The organism is Phyllobacterium zundukense, assembly GCF_025452195.1.
Classification (GTDB): Bacteria; Pseudomonadota; Alphaproteobacteria; order Rhizobiales; family Rhizobiaceae; genus Phyllobacterium; species Phyllobacterium zundukense_A.
In genome coordinates this window covers 2,803,270-2,827,411 of record NZ_CP104973.1, presented here as the reverse complement: position 1 = coordinate 2,827,411, position 24,142 = coordinate 2,803,270, and the positions used below count along the sequence as shown (strand labels likewise).

At 56.4% G+C, this 24,142-nt stretch carries 21 protein-coding genes; 4 read left to right on the top strand and 17 right to left on the bottom strand.

What is annotated here, in order from left to right:
• Together secD and yajC are read right to left on the bottom strand one after the other, a co-directional pair.
• Positions 1-2,268: a protein translocase subunit SecD gene (gene secD, locus N8E88_RS26225; protein WP_262293147.1), complete on the bottom strand. Its 2,268-nt coding sequence runs from the start codon at positions 2,266-2,268 to the stop codon at positions 1-3.
• A 61-nt stretch (positions 2,269-2,329) separates the two neighbouring features.
• Positions 2,330-2,671 carry a preprotein translocase subunit YajC gene (gene yajC, locus N8E88_RS26220; protein ID WP_112530327.1) on the bottom strand — a complete coding sequence of 114 codons (342 nt, stop codon included), beginning with the start codon at positions 2,669-2,671 and terminating at the stop codon, positions 2,330-2,332.
• A gap of 161 nt (positions 2,672-2,832) precedes the next feature.
• On the opposite strand from yajC, the gene N8E88_RS26215 reads away from it, so the two are divergent.
• Positions 2,833-3,696, top strand: coding sequence for an ATP-binding protein (locus tag N8E88_RS26215; protein WP_262295633.1), 864 nt, complete (start codon positions 2,833-2,835; stop codon positions 3,694-3,696).
• A gap of 161 nt (positions 3,697-3,857) precedes the next feature.
• Here the strand turns inward: N8E88_RS26215 and N8E88_RS26210 are convergent, their stop codons facing one another.
• From N8E88_RS26210 to N8E88_RS26140, 15 genes are all read right to left on the bottom strand, one after another.
• Positions 3,858-5,207: a LysM peptidoglycan-binding domain-containing M23 family metallopeptidase gene (locus N8E88_RS26210; RefSeq protein ID WP_262293146.1), complete on the bottom strand. Its 1,350-nt coding sequence runs from the start codon at positions 5,205-5,207 to the stop codon at positions 3,858-3,860.
• Positions 5,208-5,609: 402 nt separating this feature from the next.
• Entirely contained in the window at positions 5,610-6,263 is a 654-nt protein-coding gene (locus N8E88_RS26205; protein WP_262293145.1) for a protein-L-isoaspartate(D-aspartate) O-methyltransferase, read from the bottom strand.
• Complete coding sequence (gene surE / locus N8E88_RS26200; RefSeq protein WP_262293144.1) at positions 6,260-7,018, bottom strand: 5'/3'-nucleotidase SurE; 759 nt, start codon at positions 7,016-7,018, stop codon at positions 6,260-6,262. The genes N8E88_RS26205 and surE overlap by 4 nt, the downstream gene beginning before the upstream one ends.
• 15 nt (positions 7,019-7,033) lie before the next feature.
• A complete protein-coding gene (gene serS / locus N8E88_RS26195; RefSeq protein ID WP_262293143.1) occupies positions 7,034-8,317 on the bottom strand; it encodes a serine--tRNA ligase in 1,284 nt (427 codons plus the stop codon).
• A 243-nt stretch (positions 8,318-8,560) separates the two neighbouring features.
• Positions 8,561-9,340: a twin-arginine translocase subunit TatC gene (tatC, locus tag N8E88_RS26190; protein WP_410010704.1), complete on the bottom strand. Its 780-nt coding sequence runs from the start codon at positions 9,338-9,340 to the stop codon at positions 8,561-8,563.
• Positions 9,341-9,381: 41 nt separating this feature from the next.
• The gene (tatB, locus tag N8E88_RS26185; protein ID WP_262293141.1) at positions 9,382-9,990 is read right to left on the bottom strand and encodes a Sec-independent protein translocase protein TatB; all 609 of its coding nucleotides are present in this window, start codon (positions 9,988-9,990) and stop codon (positions 9,382-9,384) included.
• 206 nt (positions 9,991-10,196) lie between these two features.
• Positions 10,197-10,424, bottom strand: a complete 228-nt coding sequence (locus tag N8E88_RS26180) for a twin-arginine translocase TatA/TatE family subunit (RefSeq protein WP_262293140.1) — start codon at positions 10,422-10,424, stop codon at positions 10,197-10,199.
• A 172-nt stretch (positions 10,425-10,596) separates the two neighbouring features.
• The gene (gene scpB, locus N8E88_RS26175) at positions 10,597-11,319 is read right to left on the bottom strand and encodes an SMC-Scp complex subunit ScpB (protein ID WP_262293139.1); all 723 of its coding nucleotides are present in this window, start codon (positions 11,317-11,319) and stop codon (positions 10,597-10,599) included.
• Positions 11,312-12,118: a segregation and condensation protein A gene (locus tag N8E88_RS26170; RefSeq protein ID WP_262295632.1), complete on the bottom strand. Its 807-nt coding sequence runs from the start codon at positions 12,116-12,118 to the stop codon at positions 11,312-11,314. The genes scpB and N8E88_RS26170 overlap by 8 nt, the downstream gene beginning before the upstream one ends.
• Before the next feature lie 55 nt (positions 12,119-12,173).
• On the bottom strand, positions 12,174-13,193 hold the full coding sequence (gene nagZ, locus N8E88_RS26165) for a beta-N-acetylhexosaminidase (protein ID WP_262293138.1): 1,020 nt from the start codon (positions 13,191-13,193) through the stop codon (positions 12,174-12,176).
• A 71-nt stretch (positions 13,194-13,264) separates the two neighbouring features.
• Entirely contained in the window at positions 13,265-13,687 is a 423-nt protein-coding gene (locus N8E88_RS26160; RefSeq protein WP_262293137.1) for a DUF2442 domain-containing protein, read from the bottom strand.
• Complete coding sequence (locus N8E88_RS26155; protein WP_262293136.1) at positions 13,668-13,919, bottom strand: DUF4160 domain-containing protein; 252 nt, start codon at positions 13,917-13,919, stop codon at positions 13,668-13,670. Before N8E88_RS26155 ends, N8E88_RS26160 begins: the two co-directional genes overlap by 20 nt.
• A gap of 165 nt (positions 13,920-14,084) precedes the next feature.
• Entirely contained in the window at positions 14,085-16,667 is a 2,583-nt protein-coding gene (locus N8E88_RS26150) for an SPOR domain-containing protein (RefSeq protein WP_262293135.1), read from the bottom strand.
• A gap of 111 nt (positions 16,668-16,778) precedes the next feature.
• Positions 16,779-18,536, bottom strand: a complete 1,758-nt coding sequence (argS, locus tag N8E88_RS26145; protein WP_262293134.1) for an arginine--tRNA ligase — start codon at positions 18,534-18,536, stop codon at positions 16,779-16,781.
• A gap of 200 nt (positions 18,537-18,736) precedes the next feature.
• A complete protein-coding gene (locus N8E88_RS26140) occupies positions 18,737-19,945 on the bottom strand; it encodes a deoxyguanosinetriphosphate triphosphohydrolase (RefSeq protein ID WP_262293133.1) in 1,209 nt (402 codons plus the stop codon).
• Positions 19,946-20,255: 310 nt separating this feature from the next.
• Between N8E88_RS26140 and erpA the strand changes: the two genes are divergently transcribed.
• The 3 genes from erpA (at position 20,256) to N8E88_RS26125 (ending at position 24,110) form a co-directional block, all read left to right on the top strand.
• Positions 20,256-20,591 carry an iron-sulfur cluster insertion protein ErpA gene (gene erpA / locus N8E88_RS26135; RefSeq protein WP_262293132.1) on the top strand — a complete coding sequence of 112 codons (336 nt, stop codon included), beginning with the start codon at positions 20,256-20,258 and terminating at the stop codon, positions 20,589-20,591.
• 37 nt (positions 20,592-20,628) lie between these two features.
• Entirely contained in the window at positions 20,629-21,408 is a 780-nt protein-coding gene (xth, locus tag N8E88_RS26130; protein WP_262293131.1) for an exodeoxyribonuclease III, read from the top strand.
• 224 nt (positions 21,409-21,632) lie between these two features.
• Complete coding sequence (locus tag N8E88_RS26125; protein ID WP_262293130.1) at positions 21,633-24,110, top strand: phosphocholine-specific phospholipase C; 2,478 nt, start codon at positions 21,633-21,635, stop codon at positions 24,108-24,110.
• The last annotated feature ends 32 nt before the right edge of the window (positions 24,111-24,142 follow it).

The window sequence follows — 24,142 nt, the reverse complement described above, 5'->3', positions numbered from 1 at the left end:
TTACGCTCCACTCTGGCCGGACACCGCCGACGTTCCGTTGTCCGTGACATCCCTGCCTTTGAGGCCAAACAGCATCAGCAACGGGCCAGCCACGAAGATCGACGAGTAGGTTGCGACGATAATGCCGACACCGAGGACCAGCGAGAATGATTTCACGTCCTCGCCACCATAGAGATAGAGAACGATCAACGCCAGAAACGTTGCAAGCGATGTCAGAATCGTGCGCGACAGGGTCTGGTTGATCGATGCATCGAGAAGCGCCGACAGCGACATGCTGTTGCCGTATCGTCGCAAATTTTCGCGCACGCGGTCGTAGATGACGACCGTATCATTGAGCGAGTAGCCGACTATCGCGAGCAAAGCGGCGATACTCCAGAGATTGAACTCCATCTGGAAGACGATGAACATACCGAGCAGTAGCAGTACGTCGTGGATTGTCGCGAGAATGGCGCCAAGCGCGAAATGCCATTCGAAGCGCAACCACACATAGGCGAAAATCACCGCCAATGAGAGGCCGACAGCGAGCATTCCGGCGTGTGACAGTTCACTTGATACGGATGGCCCGATAACGTCAATGCGGCGGAAATCGAAATCATCCTGCAATTCACCCCGGATCTTGACACCGACAGTCTGCTCGGCGTCCTCGCCCTCACCTTGGCTGCCCACGGTAATCAGCGCGCGATCATCCGATTTGAATGGTTCGATCTTGATGTCACCAATGTTCAAATCTTCAAGTCGGCTATAGACATCATCGAGATCGATCGCACCTTCGTGCGATTGAATCTCGACCATCGTGCCGCCCTTGAAATCGATACCGAAATTCATGCCGACAATGGCGAAAAGCACGATCGCCGCAATGCTCGACAGCGCCGAAAAGCCAAGCGTCAAAAAACGCAGCTTCATGAACGGGATTTTCGTATCATTGGGAACGAGCTTCAGGAGCGCGCCCGGAACTTCCTTGGGACGCGCCCATTGAACCCACACGGATACCAGCCAGCGTGTCAGCGTGAAGGTCGTGAACAGCGTGGTGACGATACCGATGGTCACGGTCAGCGCGAAACCGTGCACCGGCCCGGAGCCCAGAATGAAAAGCACGAGTGCCGCGATCAGCGTGGTGACATTGGCATCGACGATCGTCGCAAGCGCCCGTGAAAATCCGGAATCGATAGCCTGGATAACGGAAAAGCCAGCGCGCCTGTCCTCGCGAATGCGTTCATAGATGAGCACGTTGGAATCGACCGCCATGCCGATTGTAAGCACGATACCGGCAACACCCGCGAGCGTCAGCGGCGCGCCGAAGAGCGTCAGCACTGCCAGTATCAGGATCACATTGACGACAAGGGCAATGTTGGCGATGACGCCGAGAAGGCCATAGGTCAAAAGCATGAAAACGATGACGAGAACTGCGCCGATAAGAGCAGCGATCTTGCCGGAGGCTACAGCAGCCGCTCCGAGATCAGTGCCGATCGTTCTCTCTTCAAGCACGGTGACACTCGCTGGCAGCGCGCCTGCCCGCATCACAAGCGCAAGGTTACTTGCGCCCGAAAGGTCGAAATTTCCGGAAATCTGACCTGTATTGCCGGGTATTTCCTCACTGATGACCGGAGCTGAAAGCACCTGGTTGTCGAGAACGATAGCGAAAGATTTGCCGACATTCGCCTTGGTCGCCTTCGAGAATCGGTCAGCGCCGATGCTGTCCAGTCTGAAGGTGATCACCGGCTCTTGGGTGGTCGTGTCGATCCCGGCCTGCGCATCGACGAAATTCTTGTTCGAGACGAGCGGCTCTTTTTTCACCAGATAGGCAACGGGCGGATCGTCGAACGAATACACCACCTCATCGCCTTCCGGTGGCGTGCCGTCGATCGCCTGCTGAACCGGCACGGAATCGTCGACCATCTGGAAATGCAGTTCGCCGGTGAGGCTCAATATGTCCTTGAGCAGTTGCGAATCGTAAAGTCCGGGGACTTCGACAAGCACACGGCCATTGCGCTGGCCTTCGACATTGGGATTGGTATAGCCAAGCTCGCTGAGACGGCGGTTCAGGATTGCAATCGTTGCGTCGGTGTCCGGCAGATGTTCCCGGTCGACCTGCAAGCGCAGTCGCGAACCACCTTCGAGGTCGAGACCCAGCGCCAGCTGCTTCTTCGGCAACCAGTCCGGCAAGGTTACCAGTTGATCCTGTGTGAAGAGATTTGGCAGCGCCAGAATAACGCCTGCTAGAACAACAGCCCAGATGAGTACAGTCTTCCAGCGGCTAAAATAGAGCATGCAGTCGCAACCTTGGAACTAGAATCAGAAGGGCGGCTCAATGGCCGCCCCTCACTATGCCTTATTTCTTGTTGTCGGCAACCGGTTCGCCCTTGACCCGGACGTCGGCTACCATGCCCCGCAGGACACGGGCCTTGACGCCTTCACCGATTTCGACATCCAGCTCGCCGGTGTCCTCATAGACCTTGGTAACCTTGGCGATGAAACCACCACCGGTAATGATCGTGTCACCGCGGCGGATATTCTTCAGCTGCTCTTCGCGCTTCTTGGCAGCGGTACGCTGTGGGCGAATGATCAAAAAGTACATGATCACGAAGATCAGAATGAACGGCAGGATGCTCATCAGCATTTCCGGTGCGCCGCCGACACCCGTTGCCTGTGCATATGCGGGAGTTACGAACATTGAGACAACCTCCAGAGAGAACCAGATTTGAAAGAACTTGAGCCAGCGCAATACAATGTTTGGGGCGTCAAAAGCAACCGTACAAAACTGTGTGTCCTGCTTTTCGAATTATCTTCAACATGATAGTCGCATATATGCATGAAAATGAAGGCTCGATGAGAATGTCCGATGAATTGCTGACAGATAAACTTGACCGGCTGATTGCGGTGCTGGAGCGCATGGCACCGCCAAAGGCTCAACCGGCCGATCTCGATGTGGCGGATTGCTTCGTGTGGAATCCCGACAAACTCGCCTTTGACCCGGTTAGCAAGGTCAACCGCGTGGACATTTCATTGATCCGCGGCGTCGACAACGTTCGCGATATCCTGTTCGACAATACGAAACGCTTTGCCGATGGTTTGCAGGCAAACAATGTTCTCTTGTGGGGCGCGCGAGGCATGGGCAAGTCGTCGCTGGTCAAGGCAGTGCATGCCTCGGTCAACACTGCCGCTTCGGCCGGCGGCCACCCGCTCAAACTTGTGGAAATTCACCGCGAGGACATCGACAGCCTCCCTGCCCTGATGGCGGCCATCAAGGACACTGACTACCGCTTCATCCTGTTTTGCGACGACCTGTCCTTTGATCACGACGACACATCGTACAAATCATTGAAGGCGGCACTGGAAGGCGGCGTCGAAGGCCGGCCGGACAATGTCATCTTCTATGCCACGTCGAACCGGCGTCATCTTCTGCCGCGCGACATGATCGAGAACGAACGTTCCACGGCTATCAACCCTTCCGAAGCGGTCGAAGAAAAGGTGTCGCTTTCGGATCGCTTCGGACTTTGGCTCGGGTTCCACAAATGCAGCCAGGACGATTATCTGTCGATGATCGATGGCTATGCGGCGCATTTCGACCTGCCGATAAAGCAACCGGAACTTCATGCGCAGGCGCTGGAATGGTCCACGACACGCGGGGCACGTTCCGGCCGTGTCGCCTGGCAATTTACCCAGGACCTTGCCGGACGTCTCGGCAAGAAACTGTAGTTGCCGCCGTCTATCTCTCCCCTTGTGGGAGAGAAAGGATTTTCCTGGATTTAGCCTCCCTGCTAAATCCTTGGAAAATCCAAGTGAGGGGGTAGTTTAATAAAGCAAATCCCCTCTCTTGCGATTTCCAGCACTTGAGCAAATAGCTCAAGATGCTGAAATCACCTTCTCCCCACAAGGGGGAGATAGTGGAGCATCAGGATCTCGAGATATTTCGTCGGGTCGACAGGCGTCGAGTTCTTGCGAACCTCGAAGTGAAGCATCGGCGTCGTTGCGTTGCCGGTCATGCCCGACACTCCGAGCTGGTCGCCGCGCTTGACCTTCTGGCCGCGCTGAACATCGAGCTTGCTGGCATTGCCATATACGGTCACAAGACCATTGTCATGGCGCACCAACACCGTGTTGCCGAATTCCTTCAGGCCATCGCCGGAGTAGATGACCACGCCGTTTTCAGCAGCCTTGATCGGCGTACCCTCAGGCACGGAGATGTTGATGCCGTCGCTGCCCTTGCCATAATTGGCGACAACCCGGCCGCGAACCGGCCAGCGCATCCCCGAGACGCCGGTAGCCGACGGCGCAGCGGCAACATCCTTGTCCTTATCCGCGTTCTCGATCACCTTCTCGCTCGCCTGTGGCGGTGTGTAAGGCTTTGCCGAAGTGTCGGCCTGCGGAGCCGCAGCAGCCTGCGTCGCGGCGCTTGCGACCACCTTCGGCTGCTCTGCAGGCGGTGTCGAAGCTGTCTTGACCTGATCGACCGATGCGCCCTTCGGCTTCATGGTGTTGGCGACATTCTGTGCAAGCGCAGAATTGGACGGCGGAATGATGAGCGTCTGACCAACACGGACGGTCCCGTCCTTCATGTTGTTCGCTTGCTTGATCGCCTCGACATTGCTGCCGGTCTTGCGCGAAATCGCATGCAGCGTGTCACCGCTCTGGACTGTGTATGAGCCCTGGCTGGTTGGCTTCGCAGCAGTGGTCGCAGCAGCTACCTGCTTGTTCACCGGCGGTGTCTGTATGACGGCGACGTTGTTCGAATGCACCGGAGCCGGCTTTGCAGGCATCTTTGCTTCACGGCCGTCCGGAGTTTTCAGCGTACCCGAAGCAGACCCCAACGGTGCGGCCTGCATTGGCTGCACTGAGGCCGTCTGTTGCTGACGCAGTGGCGCCGCGCTGGCAACGGGTGCGAGTGTCGGGCGCGTTGGCTGCGAGGAGACTGGCGGCAGCGCCGAAGTGCTTGCAGCGCCGACGGGCGGCAGGCTGCTGCGCTGGACACCTCCGCCGCTGCCGACAGAAGCGGTCTGCGTTGAATCGACGGGAGGTGTATAAGGTTGTGGCGTGTTGTTGGACGCTTGCATGACTGATCGTTGATTGTCGCTATAGCCGGAACTGAAATCCGCGCTGGTGAAACGCTGCACGCCCGAGCTGCAGCCTGCCGCGATACCGGCTATCGAGAGAATGGCGGCATTCAGAGCCAGCCGCCGTGACGCTTTGTCTAGTGTACTCAAACGCATCGCATATCCCGCCCGTACTCAATACAAGAATATTGGACTCATTAGATCGCGTTAATGTTACTCGACCGTTAAAGAGCGAGTAAAATTTGTGAAAAATTCACCAAATTCGTAAAGGGTCAGGGCTCCGTACGTCACCCTCCAACGTCACAATGCACCACCTCTCCGTCATCCTCGGGCTTGACCCGAGGACCCACAGCTGAGAAGCGTTCTGCTATACGATGCACAAGGCATTCCAGCAAAATGCAAGCTTCAATGAGGGCTGTACTGTTCTTCGCTGGATTGGTGTTGAGTTCATGGAGAGGATTAGACCTCCTTTGTCTTGGGTCCTCGGGTCAAGCCCGAGGATGACGGGTGAGGTGGACGCTTTTTAAAGGAAGAGACGTAATAACAAGCGAACGTCGGCTAAAGCGCCGAGGCGACACCCTCCATCAGGGGCAACAGGCGCACCGACATCAAATCGTGGCGCTCAAAACGGCTGCCGATTTTTGATAGCCGCGCCATCACTTGCCGGCCATCGAGCGGGCCGATCGGTGCGATCATCACGCCGTTTGACGACAGGAGATCGACGAACTGGCGCGGCATGCTTTCGAAAGCCCCCCAGACGATGATGCGGTCGAACGGGCCATCATGCACGAGGCCATGCCTGCCATCCGCATGTTTGACGAAGGTATTCTCGATCTTCAGGGCCTGGAGCCGCTGATGCGCCAGTTCAACCAGCGTGCGATAACGCTCCAGCGACAGGACACGGCCCGCTAACCGCGCCATCACGGCCGCCGTAAAGCCGGAACCGGTACCGATTTCCAGCACACGGTGCGTAGGCTCAAGATCGAGGGAATTAATCAGCTGCGCCTGCAGATCGAGCGCTTCGATGAACTCACCGCATTCGATCGGCAGCGTTCCCGCACCGTAGGCAAGGTTACCGAGATTGCCGTTGACGAATGCCGTGCGCGGCGTCGCTTCAAAAGCGCTGATCAGACGTTGATCGGACAGGCCCAAGGCGCGCATGCGCAGGACGAAAGCCGCAAATCCTTCACGTTCAGACATCGCAACCTTCATGCAATGGCACTCGCAAGGGTTGCTAGCGTGTCATGCGCTGTCAGGTCGAGTTGCAGCGGCGTGATTGAAATGAAGTTCTTGGCGAGCGCAGCCACATCGCTGTTTTCAGCCGGTACATCCTTGCCGCGGCCATAGCGCAGCCAGTAATAGGGCAAGCCGCGACCATCATGGCGCTCTTCAATGGTAAGGCCGTGCGAAAGCTTGCCTTGCGCCGTAACCCGGGTTCCGGCGATCTCCGCAGCGCTGCAACTCGGGAAATTGATATTGATGAGAACGGTCTTTGGCAGTTCGACATCAAGCACCTTTTTCAGGATCGCGGGCGCCCGCTCCTCCACGACCTCCCAAGGCAGCACGCGCGCGCCGCCATCGAGATTGTATTCCTGCGACAAGGCAATGGACTTGATACCGAGCAGCGTGCCCTCGATGGCGCCAGCCACGGTCCCCGAATAGGTAACGTCATCGGCCATGTTCGAGCCGGAATTGACACCGGACAGTATCAGATCAGGCGCGTCCGGCATCAGGTGCTTGACGCCCATGATGACGCAATCGGTCGGGGTGCCGCGCACGGCAAAATGCCGGTCATCGATCTTGCGCAGACGCAACGGGTTGGAAAGCGTCAGCGAATGCGCAAGGCCGCTCTGGTCGGTCTCGGGCGCGACCACCCAGATATCGTCGGAGAGCTGGCCGGCAATGCGTTCAAGCACGCTCAGACCTTCCGCATGAATACCATCATCGTTGGTCAGAAGAATGCGCATTTGCCCCAGTCCCTCTTATGCTGCTTTTTCGATCCGTTTCAGTCCGCCCATATAGGGCACAAGGGCTTCAGGAATTGTTACGCTGCCGTCCTCATTCTGATAATTTTCGACAACGGCAATCAGCGCTCGCCCCACGGCGGTGCCTGAACCGTTCAACGTATGGACGAAACGCGTCGACTTCTCGCCTTCCGGCCGGTAGCGGGCATTCATGCGGCGCGCCTGGAAATCACCGCATACCGAGCAGCTGGAGATCTCGCGATACGCCTTCTGTCCCGGCAACCAGACTTCGAGATCATATGTCTTCTGCGCGCCAAAGCCCATGTCGCCGGTGCACAGCGTCATGGTTCGGAACGACAGGTCGAGCCGCTTCAAAACTTCCTCGGCACATGAGGTCATCCGCTCATGTTCCTCGATGGAATGCCCGACGTCGGTGATCGATACCAGCTCAACCTTCATGAACTGGTGCTGGCGCAGCATGCCGCGCGTGTCCCGCCCCGCAGAACCTGCTTCCGAACGGAAGCACGCCGTCAGCGCCGTCATGCGGATCGGCAGATCGCGAATATCTAGAATCTCTTCGCGCACCAGATTGGTGAGCGGTACCTCGGCAGTCGGGATCAGATAGCGGCCGTCCGTGGTCTGGAACAGATCTTCAGCGAACTTCGGCAGCTGGCCCGTGCCATAGAGCACTTCGTCATTGACCAGCAGAGGCGGACTGACTTCGGTGTATCCATGTTCGGTCGTGTGCAGGTCAAGCATGAACTGGCCAAGTGCACGCTCCAGCCGCGCCAACTGACTCTTGAGGACCGTAAAACGGCTGCCCGAAAGCTTGGCCGCTCGCTCGAAATCCATGTAGCCCAGCTTTTCGCCGATCTCGAAATGCTCCTTCGGCTCGAAGGAGAAATTCTTGAGGGTTCCGACACGGCGCGTCTCAACATTGCTGGCCTCGTCTTTGCCGACCGGAACGTCCGCAAGCGGTATGTTTGGAAGCACTGACAATGCATCGCTCAGCGCGCGATCGAGCTGGCGCTCTTCCTCTTCGGCTGAGGTCAGGAACACCTTGATCTCTGCAACTTCGGCCTTCAAACGATCGGCGGTCGCCTGATCCTTGGCTCCCATCGCCTTGCCGATCTCTTTCGAGGCGGCGTTGCGGCGTTCCTGCGCTTCCTGCAATTTGGCTATGTGCTGGCGGCGCTTTTCGTCGAGCTCGATCAAGCGGGACGACGCCGGCTCGTTGCCTCGTTTGGCCAGAGCTGCATCAAGCGCTTGCGGATTCTCTCGGATCCATTTGATATCGAGCATGGGAATAAAGCCGTGTTGGAGTTAAATACCGGGTTCTGTTGAATAAGGAACTTGCATTTCTATGGTGCGTGGTTCGACAAGCTCACCATGAGGGAGAGAGGTGATTGCAAGGCTAATCGCCAGCGCTGCAGCTCTGTGTCTCCCTGCCATCACCCACGTATCCCTGCCATCACCCCATCCCTCATGGTGAGCTTGTCGAACCACGCACAATGGTGACGCAAGCTCTTTTTTCACTGGAGAACGTCAGGACGAGACTTCGCTGGACTCTGATTTTGCTTCAGCCTCATCTGCCGCACGCTTCTTCTCGACCAGACGCGCCATCCAGATCGAAACCTCGTAGAGAAGGATCGTCGGGAGTGCAAGACCGATCTGGCTGATCGGATCGGGCGGCGTGATTACGGCGGCCACGATAAACGCAATGATGATGGCGTATTTGCGCTTCGACCTCAGTCCCTCGGAGCCAACGAGGCCGACCCGCGCCAGGAGGGTCGTCACGACCGGGAGCTGGAACACCAGCCCGAACGCGAAGATCAACGTCATGATGAGGCTGAGATATTCGGAAACCTTCGGCAAAAGCGAGATTTGGACTTCGCCCGCTCCGCCAGTCTGCTGCATGGCCAGGAAGAACCACATGACCATTGGCGTGAAGAAGAAATAAACCAGCGCGCCGCCCATGAGAAAAAGGATTGGCGATGCAATCAGGAATGGCAGAAACGCCATTCTCTCATTGCGATAAAGACCGGGCGCTACGAACTTGTAGATTTGCGATGCGATGACCGGGAACGCGATGACGATACCACCGAACATGGCGACCTTCACCTGCGTGAAAAAGAATTCCTGTGGGGCCGTATAGATGAGTTGTGCCTTGGCAGGATCGAGCCCCGCCCACACGGTCGCCCACTGATACGGGATGACCAAAAGGTTGAACAACTGCTTGCCGAAATGAAAGCATACAAGGAACGCTAGGAAGAACGCCAAAAGTGCCCAGATCAGGCGCCGGCGTAGCTCGATCAGGTGCTCCATCAAGGGGGCCGAGCTTTTATCGATTTCGTCGTCAGCGCTGCTCAACTCTTTGTCCCCGTATCGACAGCCTTGGCCTTCGGCTTCGCTGTTCTTTTTGCTGGTGTTTTGATCGGTGTAGCCGTGGCGACTTCTACCGCAGGCGCAGCGCCCTTCTTCGACACAGTCTTGGCTGGTGCTGCCTCGGCTTTGGTTTCAGCGGCAGCCGCAACCGGCTTCTGTCTTGACCTTGCGGGCCTCTTTACCGCTGTTTCAGCGGCTGGCGTGGCCAAGGGTTCCATCACCTGCGGCTGCAACGGCGTTGCCCCCGGCGCGGCTGGATCCGGTACAGCGACATTGTCCTTTGCCGTTGCCGCGGTATCTTTCAAGCTCGAGCGGATTTCCTCACCCATGGTCCGGACAGGATCGAAGACCTTGCGGATATCACTGCGCGGATCGAGGCTCTTGGCCTCATTGACGATATCGCGCACATCATCGAGCTCGGCCTCTTTCAAGGCCTCGTCAAACTGCTTGCGGAATTCACCGGCAGTTGCCCGAAACTTTGCGGTCGCCTTGCCGAAGGCACGCAGCATCTTCGGCAAATCCTTGGGTCCGACCACCACGATCATGACGATCACGATCACCAGGATTTCCGACCAACCAACTTCAAACATTCATCATGCTCCAGCCACGACACGGCAAGGTAGCCGCGCGCAGGACAAGGCTATCGTCGGACCTAGAGCCCGTTTGGAAAGTCGCTGCGGCGAGGCATATGGCGTGGTTTTCGAGAACCGGAGCGCAGCGTACATAAAGTACGTGAGCACCGGAAGCGCACAAAACCGCGTCAGATGACCGCTGCAGTAGAGTTTAAAAACGGCTCTCAAGACTTTGTGGTCTTTTCCTTCACCGAATTCACCGGCTGGCTTGTCTGATTATCAATCGTTTTCGAATTGTCGGCGGTGTCAGCATCGTCGTCGCTCATGCCGCTCTTGAAATTCTTGATACCCTTGGCGACATCACCCATGAGTTCCGGGATCTTGCCGCGACCAAAAAGAAGAAGCACGACCGCAAGCACGATAAGCCAGTGCCAGATTGAAAAACTACCCATTTGAACCTCACATTCGCCCAACAGTTTGGGCTGATCTATGTCTTTTCCCCGTGCTTTTCAAACACAAGTCTCATCTGCTCTTTCACATTCATGTAAACGCTGCGCAAGTCCGAATTGAAATCGGGATCACGATTTTTATGCGATGCGCTTATTTGTAGCCAAAAAGCTTGTCTCAATCATGTTCGACGCGGGGTGTCAAAAGACCGAGCTCCTCGAGATCAATATCCGTCAGAGGATCTTCATCTTCGGTCAGTTCATCCGGATCGTTGACCGGGATCGGGATGGCAAAGTTCGTCGGCATGCGCGTCGAAAGCAGGCCTGCACCGCGCAATTCGTCAATCCCCGGCAGGTCGCGTACTTCCTGCAGGCCGAAATGGTCGAGGAATGAAGCAGTAGTCCCGTAGGTGATGGGACGGCCGGGTGTCCGGCGGCGACCGCGGAATTTGATCCAGCCAGTTTCCATCAGCACATCGAGCGTGCCCTTCGAAGTCTCGACACCACGAATATCTTCAAGCTCGGCGCGTGTCACCGGTTGATGATAGGCGATGATTGCAAGGACCTCGAGGGCTGCACGCGACAGCTTCTTTTGTTGAACGGCCTCCCGGTTCATCAGGAAGGCGAGATCAGCAGCCGTGCGGAACGCCCATGCGCCGCCGGTCTGCCGCAGATTGATGCCGCGCTTTGAATAAATCTCCTGCAATTCGCCAAGCAGCGCAGCCACGTCGACACCGGATGGCAGGCGCTCACGCAGGGCCTTTTCCGTTACCGGCTCTGCCGATGCGAACAATATGGCCTCGGCCATACGCAGCGCTTCCGAAACTGAAATCGACGAATTCCAGTTGCCAGCCGGCAACTCGGCCTCGTGATCGTCGATGCTATGAATGCTGTCAGCCATTTGCCACATCCTTCAGCGGCTCGGTCTGCTTATCAAGCCTGTTGCGCAGGTAGATCGGGTTGAACGCGCCGGTCTGGCGGATTTCCAGATGCCCTTCCCGAACCATTTCCAGGCTGGCAGCAAAGGAGCTGGCCATTGCGGTCGCCCGCTCTGCCGGCGAAAAGATAAATTCCAGCAGGTAATGATCTAGCGCCGTCCAATCCTTCGTCTCACCTACAAGCCGCATCAGGATTTCGCGCGCGTCCTTCAGCGACCAGACCGTACGCCGCGCGATCTGTACATGCGACGTGGCCCGCTTTTGCCGCTGTGAAGCGTAGGCGGTCAAAAGCTCGTAGAGCGTCGCTGCATAGGCGTTGGTTTGATCGACAATCACAGCCTCGGGCATGCCGCGGGCGAAGACATCGCGGCCGAGCCGGTTACGGTTGATGAGCTTCGTTGCCGCGTCACGCATCGCTTCCAGCCGCTTCAGCCGAAACTGCAGCGTTGCCGCCAATTCCTCGCCGCTTTCGCCTTCGTCGCCAGGCGCCTTGGGGATCAGAAGCTTGGACTTGAGGTAGGTAAGCCACGCCGCCATGACCAGATAATCGGCGGCAAGCTCAAGCCTCAATGCCTGCGCCTGCTGGATGAAAATCAGGTACTGCTCGACCAAGGCGAGTACAGAGATGCGGGCAAGATCGACGCGCTGATTGCGCGCCAGATGCAGCAAGAGATCAAGTGGACCTTCGAACCCCTTGATATCAATAACAAGCGATGGCTCGCTGGCAGCGCGATCGACCTGACTTTCCCACAGCGCCTCCATGGGTGCCGTGTCGTTGCCGTTTATCTTTTGCTCACTCGCCAAATTTCTCTCGCTTCTATGCCACCGCCTCGAAAGTGCGCTGGAACTCTTCCCGGAGTTCTTCCTCGTTGGACGTATCCGGTTCTTTTCGATATTCGATTGCTCGCTGCGCCCGCTCGAACGCCTTGCCCTCAAGCTCGGGCGTGCAAGCCGCAACCGCCTTCATTTGATCCATGATGCCGTGGCAATGAAGCACGATATCAAGTCCGGCCGCAAAGATTGCTTTGGTCCGGTCGAAATAATCCCCAGAAAGTGCATTCATGGAAACATCGTCGCTTATCAGCAGTCCGTCGAAACCTATATAGTCGCGGATGATCTCTTCCACCACCTTGCCCGATGTCGTCGCCGGGTTCTTCGGGTCGACGGCCGAAAAGATCACATGCGCGCTCATCGCCATCGGCAGGTCCGCCAAAGCCCGGAACGGCGCGAAATCATGTTCGGCTAGTTCCTCAAGCGGCGTCGTGACCGTCGGCAATTCATGATGTGTGTCGGCAAAGGCGCGGCCGTGCCCCGGTATGTGCTTGACCACTGGCAGCATGCCGCCTGCAAGCAAGCCGTCCGCCGCGGCTCGGCCCATGGCCGTCACGATCTCCGGATGCTTGCCATAGGCGCGTGTGCCGATAACGTCATTGGCGCCTTCGACGGGGACATCGAGCACCGGCAGGCAATCGACATTGATGCCGAGCTTGAGGAGATCGAACGCATGCAGGCGCGACAGGAGCCAGGCGGAGCGCAATCCAAGTTCCTCATTTTCCCGGAAAAGCGCGCCGAGCTGCGATCCTGAAGGGTAATCCGGCACGAGCGGCGGTCGCAGGCGCTGCACGCGTCCGCCTTCCTGATCGATCAGCACCAGTGCGTCGTCGCGGTCCACCAGATCGCGCAGATGCGCGCACAGGTCTTCGATCTGTGCTGGCTCGCTGATATTGCGGGCAAAAAGAATAAAACCCCACGGCCGCTCATCGCGAAAGAATGCGATTTCGTCTGGGGTCAGTTTCAAACCGGTCGTCCCGGCAATCCATGCTTTTGATTCGCTCATGGTGGGAGTCTACTTCAAATCACTGCCTATCGCACAGGCTTCGCTGAACTTTTGCAAAAGCTTCAGTGAGATCAGCCGCTAGCTGTTTTTCGCGGACGTCCACCCTTTGCACCATTTACTCTGGCTGCTGCCGATTTCGCTGGTGAAACGGCCTTTCCCGCTGCGCGAGCAAGTTCCCGGGTCATCCAGGCCCGCGTACCGAAGATGCCTGACACAAGAGCAGGCACATAGAGATCAACATCCAGCTTTGGCCAGTGCAAGTTCAGGCCGGCCCCATCGACCCGGATATCAACGAGGTCCTCATCACTCGCATTCTGTAAATCTTGCACGAAATGGAAGGGAAATGCATAGCTGCACCCATTGACCAAATCTATCACCACACGCCGGGTTACACTATCATATCGAGCCAGCGACGCCCGAGGTTCCATCATAAGTGTTTCTTGTCCCCTGGCATTCGCCAGATCGAACTGCGCGTCAGTCAAGCCTGCTGCCATGGATACGCTCCCATTCCTGTTTGAATATGTCACGGTGCACGCAAACCTCCGCCATCAGCCGCTTCATGTCGGAGCGCTTGATGCCGATACTGTAAACCAATTCGGGTGCTCCGCCGAAACCATCGAGATTGATCTTCGCCTGTCCCGCCCCGGTAATATGGATATGCGCTGGTTCGTGGTCGACGGTGTAGATCACAAAACGAAAACCGTACACACGATGGATAACAACCATAAAAAATATAATCCCATCTGTTGGGTTTTACAATCAGCGAAGTGACAATTCTATGAGCCTAAAAAACAAGTAATATTCGATCAAGTTATCAGTCGATTACACTCTCGCAAACGAAAAAAGGCTCCGCCAATGGCGGAGCCTTTTCAATGAGATGCGCGAGGTCTTTTACTGTGTAACGAAGCAGCTGCCACCTGCAGTCTTGTACTTCGCACACAGGGCGTTCGCATCGCTCTTGGAGCCAGCTGGGATGCGGACACGGAAGAATGTGCCCTTGCCGGCAATCTCGGCCTGTTTGATATCGACACCGCGGCCGCCGATCACACCCGCATATTTCTGCGAGAGCGAAGCATATGTCTTCTGCGCGCCCTCGACATTCGGTTGCGAGGCGATCTGGATGAGATAGCTGCCCGCTGCCGGAGCTGCGGAAGCGACCTGCTGGCCCGCTGCATTCTTTGGCGGAACGCGATCGACAATATCGATCGGTTGATCTGCCGGACGCGATTCGACCACCGGAATATTCTTCGGCGTAACGGAAGCAACCGTTTCGGGAGTAATTTTCTTGGTCGCGACGGGCTTCGGAGGCAACTTGCCAGCAGCCGGAGCCGGTTTTGCCGCTGCAGTTGCAGCTGGTGCTTCGGGTGCAGGTGCAGCAGTCTGTGCAGGCACAGCTGCCGGTGCGTCCTGCACCAATGCGCCAATTTCGTCGTCGCCAGTTGTTGCCGGCGCTGCGGATGCATTTGCGTCGAGCGGAGCAGCGGGACGGTCAGCCGGGGCAGCGGCAGGGCCGGCACTCACCGGATCAGCCGGTTCTGGAATGGAGGCGACCATCGTGCCATCCGGTTTGACGACCATTGTCTGCACCTTGCGCGGTGCAATCGCACTGTTGCGTTCCGCCGGTGCAGCGTCGGCAGTATCGTCTGTGGTGGCAGGATCAACACGCGCCTCCACCTTGTCGCCCGCAGCAGGACCATCGGTGGGGGGCGCATCGGTGGCGAGCATATCCGCAACGGACGCGCCTCCATCCTCATCGGCTGGAAGATCGATAGGATCCTCCCGTGTTGTTACGAGCTGATCCTGCTTCGGCGCTTCCGGAGCAGCCGTCGCGCTCTTGTCGTAAACCGCTTTGTCTTGATTTGGCACTACGGCCGTGCTGGCGGTTTCGGGCTGAACTTTGATCGGCGTCTTGTCTGCCATGATGACGACAGGTTCGCCGTTCGAGCCGCCGGTCCATTTGTAGGCGACGGCACCGGCGACCGCGAGCAAAACAACAGCAGCTGCCACACCGGGAACAAACAGATTACTGCGGCGAGGCGCGGGTGTTTCCTTTTGCCCATAGGGTGTAGCGGCTATATCGACGTTGTCCTGCCGAGGATCATAGCCGAAATCCAGATCCTCTTCCGGACCATAGGCCGGGGTGGCCCGGCTTTGTTTGGAGCTGGCAGCGACGGCCATGGCCGCAGCGCCGGCTGCCGCTGTCGCATAGCCTGCCGGATTATATTTGTTCTGATCTGCTTCGTTGCCGAATACATCGGCGAAAATTTCCGCGTATTGGTCCTTCTCGGGCTCTTGCGGAGCAGGATCTTCCGCGGCGACATAGGCGCCGCGCGAATCGTCCGCTTCTATCGAGCCGAACACCTCGGCAAATTCATTGTCCAGCTCGTTCAGTCCATTGTGCTGCGGAACGTCGTCCTCATAGTTCACGGCCGGAAGATCGAGCGACTCGGTATAATCAACCCGGCTTTCTGTAACCGCCACCGTATCCACATCGGGGGCGGCGGTGATCGCCGACGCGGCGCGATCTAGCTCGTCGGCATAGTCGCTGAGCTCGTGGACCTCGGGCAATCGCGGTGCGCTGGCAACAGGGGTGGCGACAGGCACTTCGATTGGTTCATGAACCGGCGCCGGGGATTGCTCCACGCTCTGATAGAGCGGAAAAACCGGGGCTGCTTCTGCAACCGGTTCACTATCCTCGTCCTGATCCGCCGTTACTTCGAAATCATCGAACGCCGCCATCAATTCGTCGGTATCGAAATCCTCGATCGCCGCGTCCTGAACCTGCTCTTCTTCGACAGCTGCGTAAGCTACAGGCTCCGGCTCGGGAACCTGGTGGGTAACCGATTCCTGCGCATGGGATGGTTGCTGGTATGACGTCGTCCGGCTGATTGACGGGGCAATTTCTGTTCGTCCCGGGACCTGCGTCTGCGATCCATAACCCCAGGAAGCATTTGCCGAACGCTGCACGGTTGGCTGCGCCGACCCAGCAAGCAAGGTTTCGAGCTCATCCTCGAGACTGAGTGATGGCGCTGCGACGGCCGGACGCTCTTCGTAGTGGGCGATGGCCTGCTCTATCGGAGCACCAGCACCCTCGCCCGCTTCGCTGTCCACGTAAACCGGGTCCGGCTCGTAGTCGGCGTAATCCGGCTCTTCGTAGGCGGCCACGGTTTCGACGGGGGCTTGGTGAAATTCGTATGACGGTTCCGCCGCCAACTCACGCTCGATGGATTCCTGAAAATCCTGAGCGGCAAGCTGATCGTCGGCATCATTGTCAGCGGACTGAGGCGCGGCTTGTTCATCGAAGCCCCCCATCAGCTCGCGTTCGAGATCCATAGCAAAATCATCGTTGGATTCGGTAGACGGCCCTTCTTCTTCGACCGTTCCCATGATACGGGAAAGCTCCATCAGAGGGTCGTTATTACCTGATCGCGAATCATCCTGCCGGTGAGAACGCTGAAGATAGTTGTCCGCCATAGCGTTAATCCTGTACTCTCAACTGTGGGACGACCGAAATCGCCACCGCATTGGCCCTACCAGCGCAATGTGGGCAAAAGTTGACAGGATTGCTACGCTTTTCAGCGTTTACTAACGCATTTCGGTCGGGGCGTCCGCACCTATTATTGACAATCCGGACGTCAAGACCTTCGAAACAACCTGCACCAGCCCCAGCCTGGCTTGGGACAAGTTTGGATCGTTAACCTTAATAAAACGTAAGTCCGGGTTTTCGGTTCCCTTATTCCACTGCGTATGCAGCGAACTCGCGAGATCGTAGAGGTAGAAAGCAAGCCTGTGCGGTTCCTGATGCAAAGCCGCTGTTTCGATCAATCGCGGGTATTCGGCAAGCTTGCGGATAAGCGCGATTTCGCTTTCATCCGTCAGCAAATCGAAGTGCTGTGAACTCGCCGCCAACTGGATTTCGCCAATCCCCAGTTGTTCCATCGCCTGGCGGAAAACCGAATGGCATCTGGCCGAAGCATACTGAACATAGAAAACAGGATTGTCCTTGGAATGTTCGGTGACTTTGGCGAAGTCGAAATCGAGCGGGGCGTCGTTCTTCCGGTATAGCATCATGAACCGGACGGGATCGCGGCCCACTTCTTCCACCACATCACGCAAGGTGACGAATTCGCCGGAGCGCTTCGACATCCGCACGGGTTCGCCGTTCCGGTATAGCTTGACCAACTGGCAGATCAGAACGGTGAGCTTCGCCGTACCGCCGGAGACGGCACGCGCCAGAGACTCCAGCCGCTTGACGTAACCGCCGTGATCCGCGCCAAGCACATAGATCATTTCGTCGAAGTGCCGGTCGTACTTGTCCTTGAAATAGGCAACGTCGGCTGCGAAATAAGTGAACTGGCCGTCCGACTTGACCAATGGCCGATCGATATCGTCGCCAACATCGGTTGACCGGAACAGCGTTTGCTCCCGATCTTCCCAGTCTTCCGGCAATTGGCCCTTTGGCGGCGGCAGCTTGCCCTTGTACACATGCCCCTTGAGCGTCAGGTCGTTGATAGCAGACCGGATCAGCTTGGCGTTGCTGGCATGCAGCGTCCGCTCGGAGAAGAACACGTCATGATGGACGTTGAGCGAGGCGAGATCATCGCGGATCATGGCCATCATCGCATCGATCGTCCGGTCCTTGACGATGGCGAGAGCTTCGTCCTCCGGCATTTCGAGTAGTTTCGTCCCATGATCGGCGGCGAGCGCCTGCCCCACGGGCACGAGATAATCGCCAGGATAGAGCCCCGCAGGAATATCGCCGATCTGCTCTCCGAGCGCCTCGCGATACCGCAGCATCACAGAGCTTGCCAGCACATCGATCTGCGCGCCGGCATCATTGATGTAATATTCCTTGGCAACGTCATAACCTGCAAATTTGAGCAGGTTGGCCAGCGCATCGCCAACTACCGCACCCCGGCAATGACCGACATGCATGGGGCCGGTCGGATTGGCCGACACATATTCGACATTGACCCGATGGCCGTAGCCGAGCTTTGACCGGCCATAATCGAGCCCGGCGCCCAGCATTACGGCAAGTTGCCGATGCCAATATACATCCTTTAGCCGCAGATTGATGAAACCGGGGCCCGCCACATCGACGGAACCCACGTCGGGATCACTCTTCAGCGCATCTCCGATTCTGACAGCAAGTTCGCGCGGGTTTTGGCCAACTGCCTTGGAGAGCACCATTGCAGCATTCGTCGCGATATCGCCATGGCTGGGATCGCGCGGCGGCTCGACGCCGACGCGAGACAGATCCACCGCAGCACCATCTGTGGTTTTTAAATCAAGCGCTTGCAGGGCGTTCTTAATCCGCGCGTCGAAATCGGCGAAGATGTTCATGACGTCATACTCATTCGGGGTTCATAGAAAAATCAACGGCCGTTGGCCGAATTGCGTTAGAGACCTTTGAAAATTCAGCTTGATCAGACAGGTGATGTGATTTTCGAGAACCGGAGCGCAGTGGACATTTTCGTCCATGAGCACCGGAAGCGCAAAAAGTCGCATCAGATGTCCATCAGGGTGGATTTGCAAACGCGTCTCTAGGCCAATTCGGGCGTATGGTCAAACAACCGTCGGTGTTCGCGCACAGCATAAGTATCGGTCATGCCCGCCAGAAAATCCGCTACCAGCCTTGCGCGTGAGGTCAAATCGCCCTTTGTCCGGCCGTCGCGCCACCCTTCGGGCATGCATTGCTCATCAGCAAGATAGGCGTCGAACAGCTCTCTCACAATTCGGTCGGCGGATTTGCGCACCCGCATAACGCTCTCGTGGAAATAAAGGTTCTCGTAGAGAAACGCCTTGAGCATCTTCTCCTGATCACGCAGAGGTACGGAAAATCCTATTAGCGTTCGTCCTGCATCATGAATATCGCTGAGCGTCTGAGGCTTTAATGTGTTCAGATCGGCCTGCGCCGCACGTATCACGTCTTCGACCATGATTGTGATCTGCCTCCGGACAATCTCATGCGACGTACGTACATCATCGAGAGTTGGATATTTCTGCCGGACTGCACGCAGGATATCGCCAATTATCGGCACGGCATCGAGTGCGTCGAGCGTAAGCAGGCCTGAGCGCAACCCGTCATCGATATCATGAGCGTTATAGGCAATGTCGTCGGCAATTGCCGCACATTGCGCTTCCAGCGAGGCAAAGCGGGAAAGTTCGAGATCATGCTGCGCATTATATTCGAGGATTGCAGCGGGCACCGGGTGCTTCAGCCCTTTGCCAAGAGCATCGGTCAGCGGACCGTTGTGCTTGACCAGTCCCTCCAGCGTTTCCCAGGTCAGATTCAGCCCGTCAAACTCGGCGTAACGCTTTTCGAGATTTGTTACGATGCGCAGGGATTGCGCGTTGTGATCAAAACCGCCGAAGTCGCGCATCTTGTCGTTGAGCGCATCCTCACCCGTATGACCAAACGGCGTGTGGCCGAAATCGTGCACCAGGGCGATTGCTTCGGCGAGATCCTCGTCGAGCCGCATGGAACGCGCCAGCGCCCGGGCGATCTGCGCCACTTCGATCGTATGCGTCAGCCGCGTGCGGTAGTGATCGCCCTCGTGTGCGATGAAAACTTGCGTCTTGTGCTTCAGCCGCCGAAACGCCGTCGAGTGGATGATACGGTCGCGATCACGTTGAAACACCGTGCGTGTCGGGCTTTCGCTTTCGGGCACAAGCCGTCCACGGCTTTTCTCGGGATCAGAGGCGTATGGTGCCCTCTCCCTGTAACCGAAACCGATACCCTGCATCGACATATTCGACTGTTCCTTTGTTCCCGCTTAGGGCCGGATTGCATGACCATGTGCGTGGTTCGACAAGCTCACCATGAGGGAGGTTGGTTGCTGCAATGACAATCGCCAACATTGCAGGTCCTGGCTTCCCTGCACCAACCTCCCTCATGGTGAGCTTGTCGAACCACGCACATCTTATAAGCCATCCACTCGCGACGTTGACTTCACAGTCGCCAATTCTTAGCTATGGTGTATGATGAACGGCAAGGCGTGACATTACAATGTCAATGCTTTGTTGAGCGTGGCGGAGCAATCCGCGAAGGAACCGTAAAGAATGACCGAAGTCCTAAGTGTTTTCGTCTCCGATGCCGCGGCAAAGCGCATCTCGGCGATTCTGCAGTCAGATCCGGAAAAGACCGCCTTGCGCATTTCCGTTGAGGGCGGCGGCTGCTCGGGTTTTTCCTACAAATACGATCTGGTTGACGCACAGGATGCCGATGACATCGTCATCGAGAAACTCGGCGCCAAGGTGTTGATCGATCAGATTTCCCTGCCCTATATCGGCGGTTCGGAGATTGATTTCGTCGACGATCTGATGGGCCAGTCGTTCCAGATCCGCAATCCAAACGCGACCTCTTCCTGTGGTTGCGGGACAAGCTTCTCCGTCTGACATCACCTTGCCGCTGTTGCAACCAGAGCGCAAACCCATGAAAATCGTTACCTGGAACATAAACGGCGTCAAAGCCCGCATCGAGGTGCTGACGACATGGCTCCAGGAATCCAATCCGGACATTGTCTGCCTGCAGGAAATCAAATCCGTCGATGAAGGTTTTCCCCGCTTCGAGCTGGAAGCGCTGGGCTATCATGTCGAGACGAACGGCCAGAAAGGCTTCAACGGCGTTGCCATTTTGTCGAAGCAGTCTCCCGACGAGGTCAATCGCGGTCTCCCTGGCGACGACGCCGATGATCATGCGCGCTTCATAGAGGCCGTATTTTCCACCGAGAAAGGCGCCCTGCGTGTCGTTTCACTGTATCTGCCGAACGGCAATCCCATCAACACCGAGAAGTTTCCGTACAAGATCGGCTGGATGGCGCGGCTGGAACGCTGGGCGGAAGAGCGGCTGGCACTGGAAGAACCGCTCATTCTGGCTGGCGACTACAATGTCATCCCCGAGCCTATCGACGCAAAGGTCCCGGAAGCCTGGGTCAATGATGCCCTGTTCCAGCCGGCAACACGCCAATCCTTCAGACGGCTCGAAAACCTGGGCTTCACCGATGCGGTTCGCAGCGTTACCGACAAGGGCGACGTCTATACATTCTGGGATTATCAGGCGGGTGCCTGGCAAAAAAACAATGGCATTCGCATCGATCACCTGATGCTATCGCCGGAAGCGGCGAACATGCTCGAATCCGCCAGCATCGAAAAACATGTCCGTGCCTGGGAAAAGCCCTCGGATCATGTGCCGGTCGCAATTTCAATCGCCTGATCTGCAACGGATTTATGACGTTTTCCTTTAGACCTTCGGTGAATTGACCGGGGTTCTTTTGGCTCCTATCTGTGCGCGAAATTACGCCAGAGCCTGTCTGTCGCATTTTTGTATGCAGTGGAAACGCTTTCGCGAAATCCAAATTGATCAGTCTCGCGCCCCTTTTTCCGGTTGCTTCGTTTTTAGCGCTCCGGCGCCCATACCATTTTAAGGACCTAGGAATTATGAGTGCAGTCGACCGGCGTAGATTTATGAAAATGATGGGCGTAACCGCAGCTGGCACAGCGGGGCTAAGCATGATGCCTCCCGCCATCCAGCAAGCTCTTGCCATCGAACCCAACAGAGCCACAGGAACCATTCAGGATGTCGAGCATGTGGTGATCCTGATGCAGGAGAACCGTTCCTTCGACCATTATTTCGGCACCTATAACGGCGTACGCGGCTATACCGATCCGCGCCCCGTACGCCTGCCATCGACAGGTAAACCCACGTGGTTCCAGCCCAATAGTAATGATCTGGGCCGCAATATCATTAGGGGGCTTGCCTCTCACCTCCGTTGCGGCGTGGATCCGAATACACCTTACATTGCACCCTTTCATATCGATTATGCCAAAACCGGCGAGGTCGTACGTTTTACCTGCCATCTGGTGGAATCGGGAATAGGAGCCTGGAACAAAGGACATTATAACCGATGGATTGAAGCCAAGCTTGATACGCTTGTCATGGGATATCTCAAGCACAAGGATGTGAGCTACCATCGGCACCTCGCCAACTCCTTCACAATCTGCGACCAGTATTTTTCGTCCGTACATGGCGATACCAATCCGAACCGGCTTCATCTTTTCTCGGGAACAGCTTCGGACCCGTCTGAGCCTTACCGGCATTTCGCTTATCAGAAGGGATTTGGGAGCGGACCAAACGGGCCGGAATTCGGTCCCGGCTGCCGCTGGAAGACATACCCGGAACGGATCGAAGAATACAACAGGAAGCCGGAAAATAAGACAAAGCCGATTAGTTGGCGCGTCTATCAAGGTGGAACAGGGCAGCCTGGTTCGCCTACCGATAATTTCGGCGACAATAGCCTCGAATATTTCAGTGCCTACCGCAATGACCCGGTTAAGGACTGTGTTTGGAAAGAGGGCAAATGCCTCGTGCCGGACGGCTGGCTACGGCTTCCTAAAGAAAAGACCAACGTAAACCACGCCAAATTGGGTAGTCTCACAAGAAACGGTGTGACGAACCGGACCCTCAAAGAATTTGCGGCTGACATCAAAGAGGGCAAATTACCCAATGTAACGTGGATCGTTCCGCCGGAGCATTATTCGGAACATACTTCGAAAAACGCCTCCACCGATGGCGCGTATTATATCAATAAGGTGTTGAGTGCCCTCGTGGCCAATCCGGAGGTTTGGAGCAAGACCGTATTCATCATCAACTATGACGAGAATGACGGGTTCTTCGATCACGTGGTACCTCCTATGCCCCCGATTGCCCCGGCTGACGGAAAAGTATCACCCTCTCTGAAAAAAAGCCTCAGGCTCGAATACCGGCGCGATCCCCTGATCTGCTATGATCATCCTATCGGCTTTGGCCCACGCGTGCCATGTCTCGTCGTCTCGCCTTGGTCAAAGGGCGGATGGGTAAACTCGCAGGTCTTCGACCACACATCCGTGTTGCGCTTCCTCGAAGCACGCTTTGGCATCCAGGAAACCAATATCACTGACTGGCGGCGGGCCGTCGCGGGTGATTTGACCTCAGCGCTGGATTTCGCCAATCCTGACAACGAAACCACGGGGCTTGTCAAACAGACGGCCTTCAAGGTCAGAGGCCCGGCAAGCAATAAACTCTTGCCGAACGTGCCGAACGACAACACTAAAAATCTCCCCAAAGTGGAAAATCCGCTTACCCTGTTTGATGACAAGACTTCTAACCCTGATGGCAGCCGCAAGGCCCGGGCAATTCCTTATGAATTCTACGTTACTGCCGCCGTCAAATCGAAGGGAATCGATTTGACTTTCAGCACTGAAAATCACGGTATCCACTTCAACGTCTACAACAACATCTATTATTGGAATAAATACATTACAGAAAAAAACTATTACAGCACAAGACGTTACACGGTTGTCAAAGGCAGCCCTATCACTGATTCGTGGGCTGTTGCCACTGATGAATACGATATCACCGCCTATGGACCAAACGGTTATCTTGCCCGTTTCAAAGGGCGTACTGCCAGAGACTATGAACCGGATATCGTGGCTTCTGTGCTTCATTTGCCGAATGGGAACGTACGGCTCACATTCTCATGCCTCGAAGTGTATGCTTGGCCCCATGACACGATAGTGAAGGTTTCGTCCAAATACCTGTTGTTCAAGTCAACTACTGGAACATATACCGATTCAGAGCTGCTTTTAATGAATTATCAACCGCGTGAAATTGAGATCGATACCAAAGACGGGTGGTACGATATCTCCGTTCAATTGATGGGAAGCGATGGGAAGCCTCAAGATTTCTTTCTGCGCCGTTTCGCGGGACACGTCGAAACCGGAAAGCCGAGCAAGACCGACCCATTCCTGACAAAAGACCTCCCTGTCGCAAAGGCCGATGTCGTAAGCTCCGTACCACAGGTCAACGTTCAATCCGTCCACCCGCGAGGAACCGACAAAATGATCTTCGAAGAAGCCGGCATTCAGATAATCAAATAGGCTCCGGGCGGGAATCTTTGCTGTTGCGACGG

What these genes read in the sequence shown, in the direction of transcription:
- secD (WP_262293147.1), bottom strand. Translation starts at nt 2,268, where the DNA reads ATGCTCTATTTTAGCCGCTGGAAGACTGTACTCATCTGGGCTGTTGTT.
- yajC (WP_112530327.1), bottom strand. Translation starts at nt 2,671, where the DNA reads ATGTTCGTAACTCCCGCATATGCACAGGCAACGGGTGTCGGCGGCGCA.
- N8E88_RS26215 (WP_262295633.1), top strand. Translation starts at nt 2,833, where the DNA reads ATGTCCGATGAATTGCTGACAGATAAACTTGACCGGCTGATTGCGGTG.
- N8E88_RS26210 (WP_262293146.1), bottom strand. Translation starts at nt 5,207, where the DNA reads ATGCGTTTGAGTACACTAGACAAAGCGTCACGGCGGCTGGCTCTGAAT.
- N8E88_RS26205 (WP_262293145.1), bottom strand. Translation starts at nt 6,263, where the DNA reads ATGAAGGTTGCGATGTCTGAACGTGAAGGATTTGCGGCTTTCGTCCTG.
- surE (WP_262293144.1), bottom strand. Translation starts at nt 7,018, where the DNA reads ATGCGCATTCTTCTGACCAACGATGATGGTATTCATGCGGAAGGTCTG.
- serS (WP_262293143.1), bottom strand. Translation starts at nt 8,317, where the DNA reads ATGCTCGATATCAAATGGATCCGAGAGAATCCGCAAGCGCTTGATGCA.
- tatC (WP_410010704.1), bottom strand. Translation starts at nt 9,340, where the DNA reads ATGGAGCACCTGATCGAGCTACGCCGGCGCCTGATCTGGGCACTTTTG.
- tatB (WP_262293141.1), bottom strand. Translation starts at nt 9,990, where the DNA reads ATGTTTGAAGTTGGTTGGTCGGAAATCCTGGTGATCGTGATCGTCATG.
- N8E88_RS26180 (WP_262293140.1), bottom strand. Translation starts at nt 10,424, where the DNA reads ATGGGTAGTTTTTCAATCTGGCACTGGCTTATCGTGCTTGCGGTCGTG.
- scpB (WP_262293139.1), bottom strand. Translation starts at nt 11,319, where the DNA reads ATGGCTGACAGCATTCATAGCATCGACGATCACGAGGCCGAGTTGCCG.
- N8E88_RS26170 (WP_262295632.1), bottom strand. Translation starts at nt 12,118, where the DNA reads ATGGAGGCGCTGTGGGAAAGTCAGGTCGATCGCGCTGCCAGCGAGCCA.
- nagZ (WP_262293138.1), bottom strand. Translation starts at nt 13,193, where the DNA reads ATGAGCGAATCAAAAGCATGGATTGCCGGGACGACCGGTTTGAAACTG.
- N8E88_RS26160 (WP_262293137.1), bottom strand. Translation starts at nt 13,687, where the DNA reads ATGGCAGCAGGCTTGACTGACGCGCAGTTCGATCTGGCGAATGCCAGG.
- N8E88_RS26155 (WP_262293136.1), bottom strand. Translation starts at nt 13,919, where the DNA reads ATGGTTGTTATCCATCGTGTGTACGGTTTTCGTTTTGTGATCTACACC.
- N8E88_RS26150 (WP_262293135.1), bottom strand. Translation starts at nt 16,667, where the DNA reads ATGGCGGACAACTATCTTCAGCGTTCTCACCGGCAGGATGATTCGCGA.
- argS (WP_262293134.1), bottom strand. Translation starts at nt 18,536, where the DNA reads ATGAACATCTTCGCCGATTTCGACGCGCGGATTAAGAACGCCCTGCAA.
- N8E88_RS26140 (WP_262293133.1), bottom strand. Translation starts at nt 19,945, where the DNA reads ATGTCGATGCAGGGTATCGGTTTCGGTTACAGGGAGAGGGCACCATAC.
- erpA (WP_262293132.1), top strand. Translation starts at nt 20,256, where the DNA reads ATGACCGAAGTCCTAAGTGTTTTCGTCTCCGATGCCGCGGCAAAGCGC.
- xth (WP_262293131.1), top strand. Translation starts at nt 20,629, where the DNA reads ATGAAAATCGTTACCTGGAACATAAACGGCGTCAAAGCCCGCATCGAG.
- N8E88_RS26125 (WP_262293130.1), top strand. Translation starts at nt 21,633, where the DNA reads ATGAGTGCAGTCGACCGGCGTAGATTTATGAAAATGATGGGCGTAACC.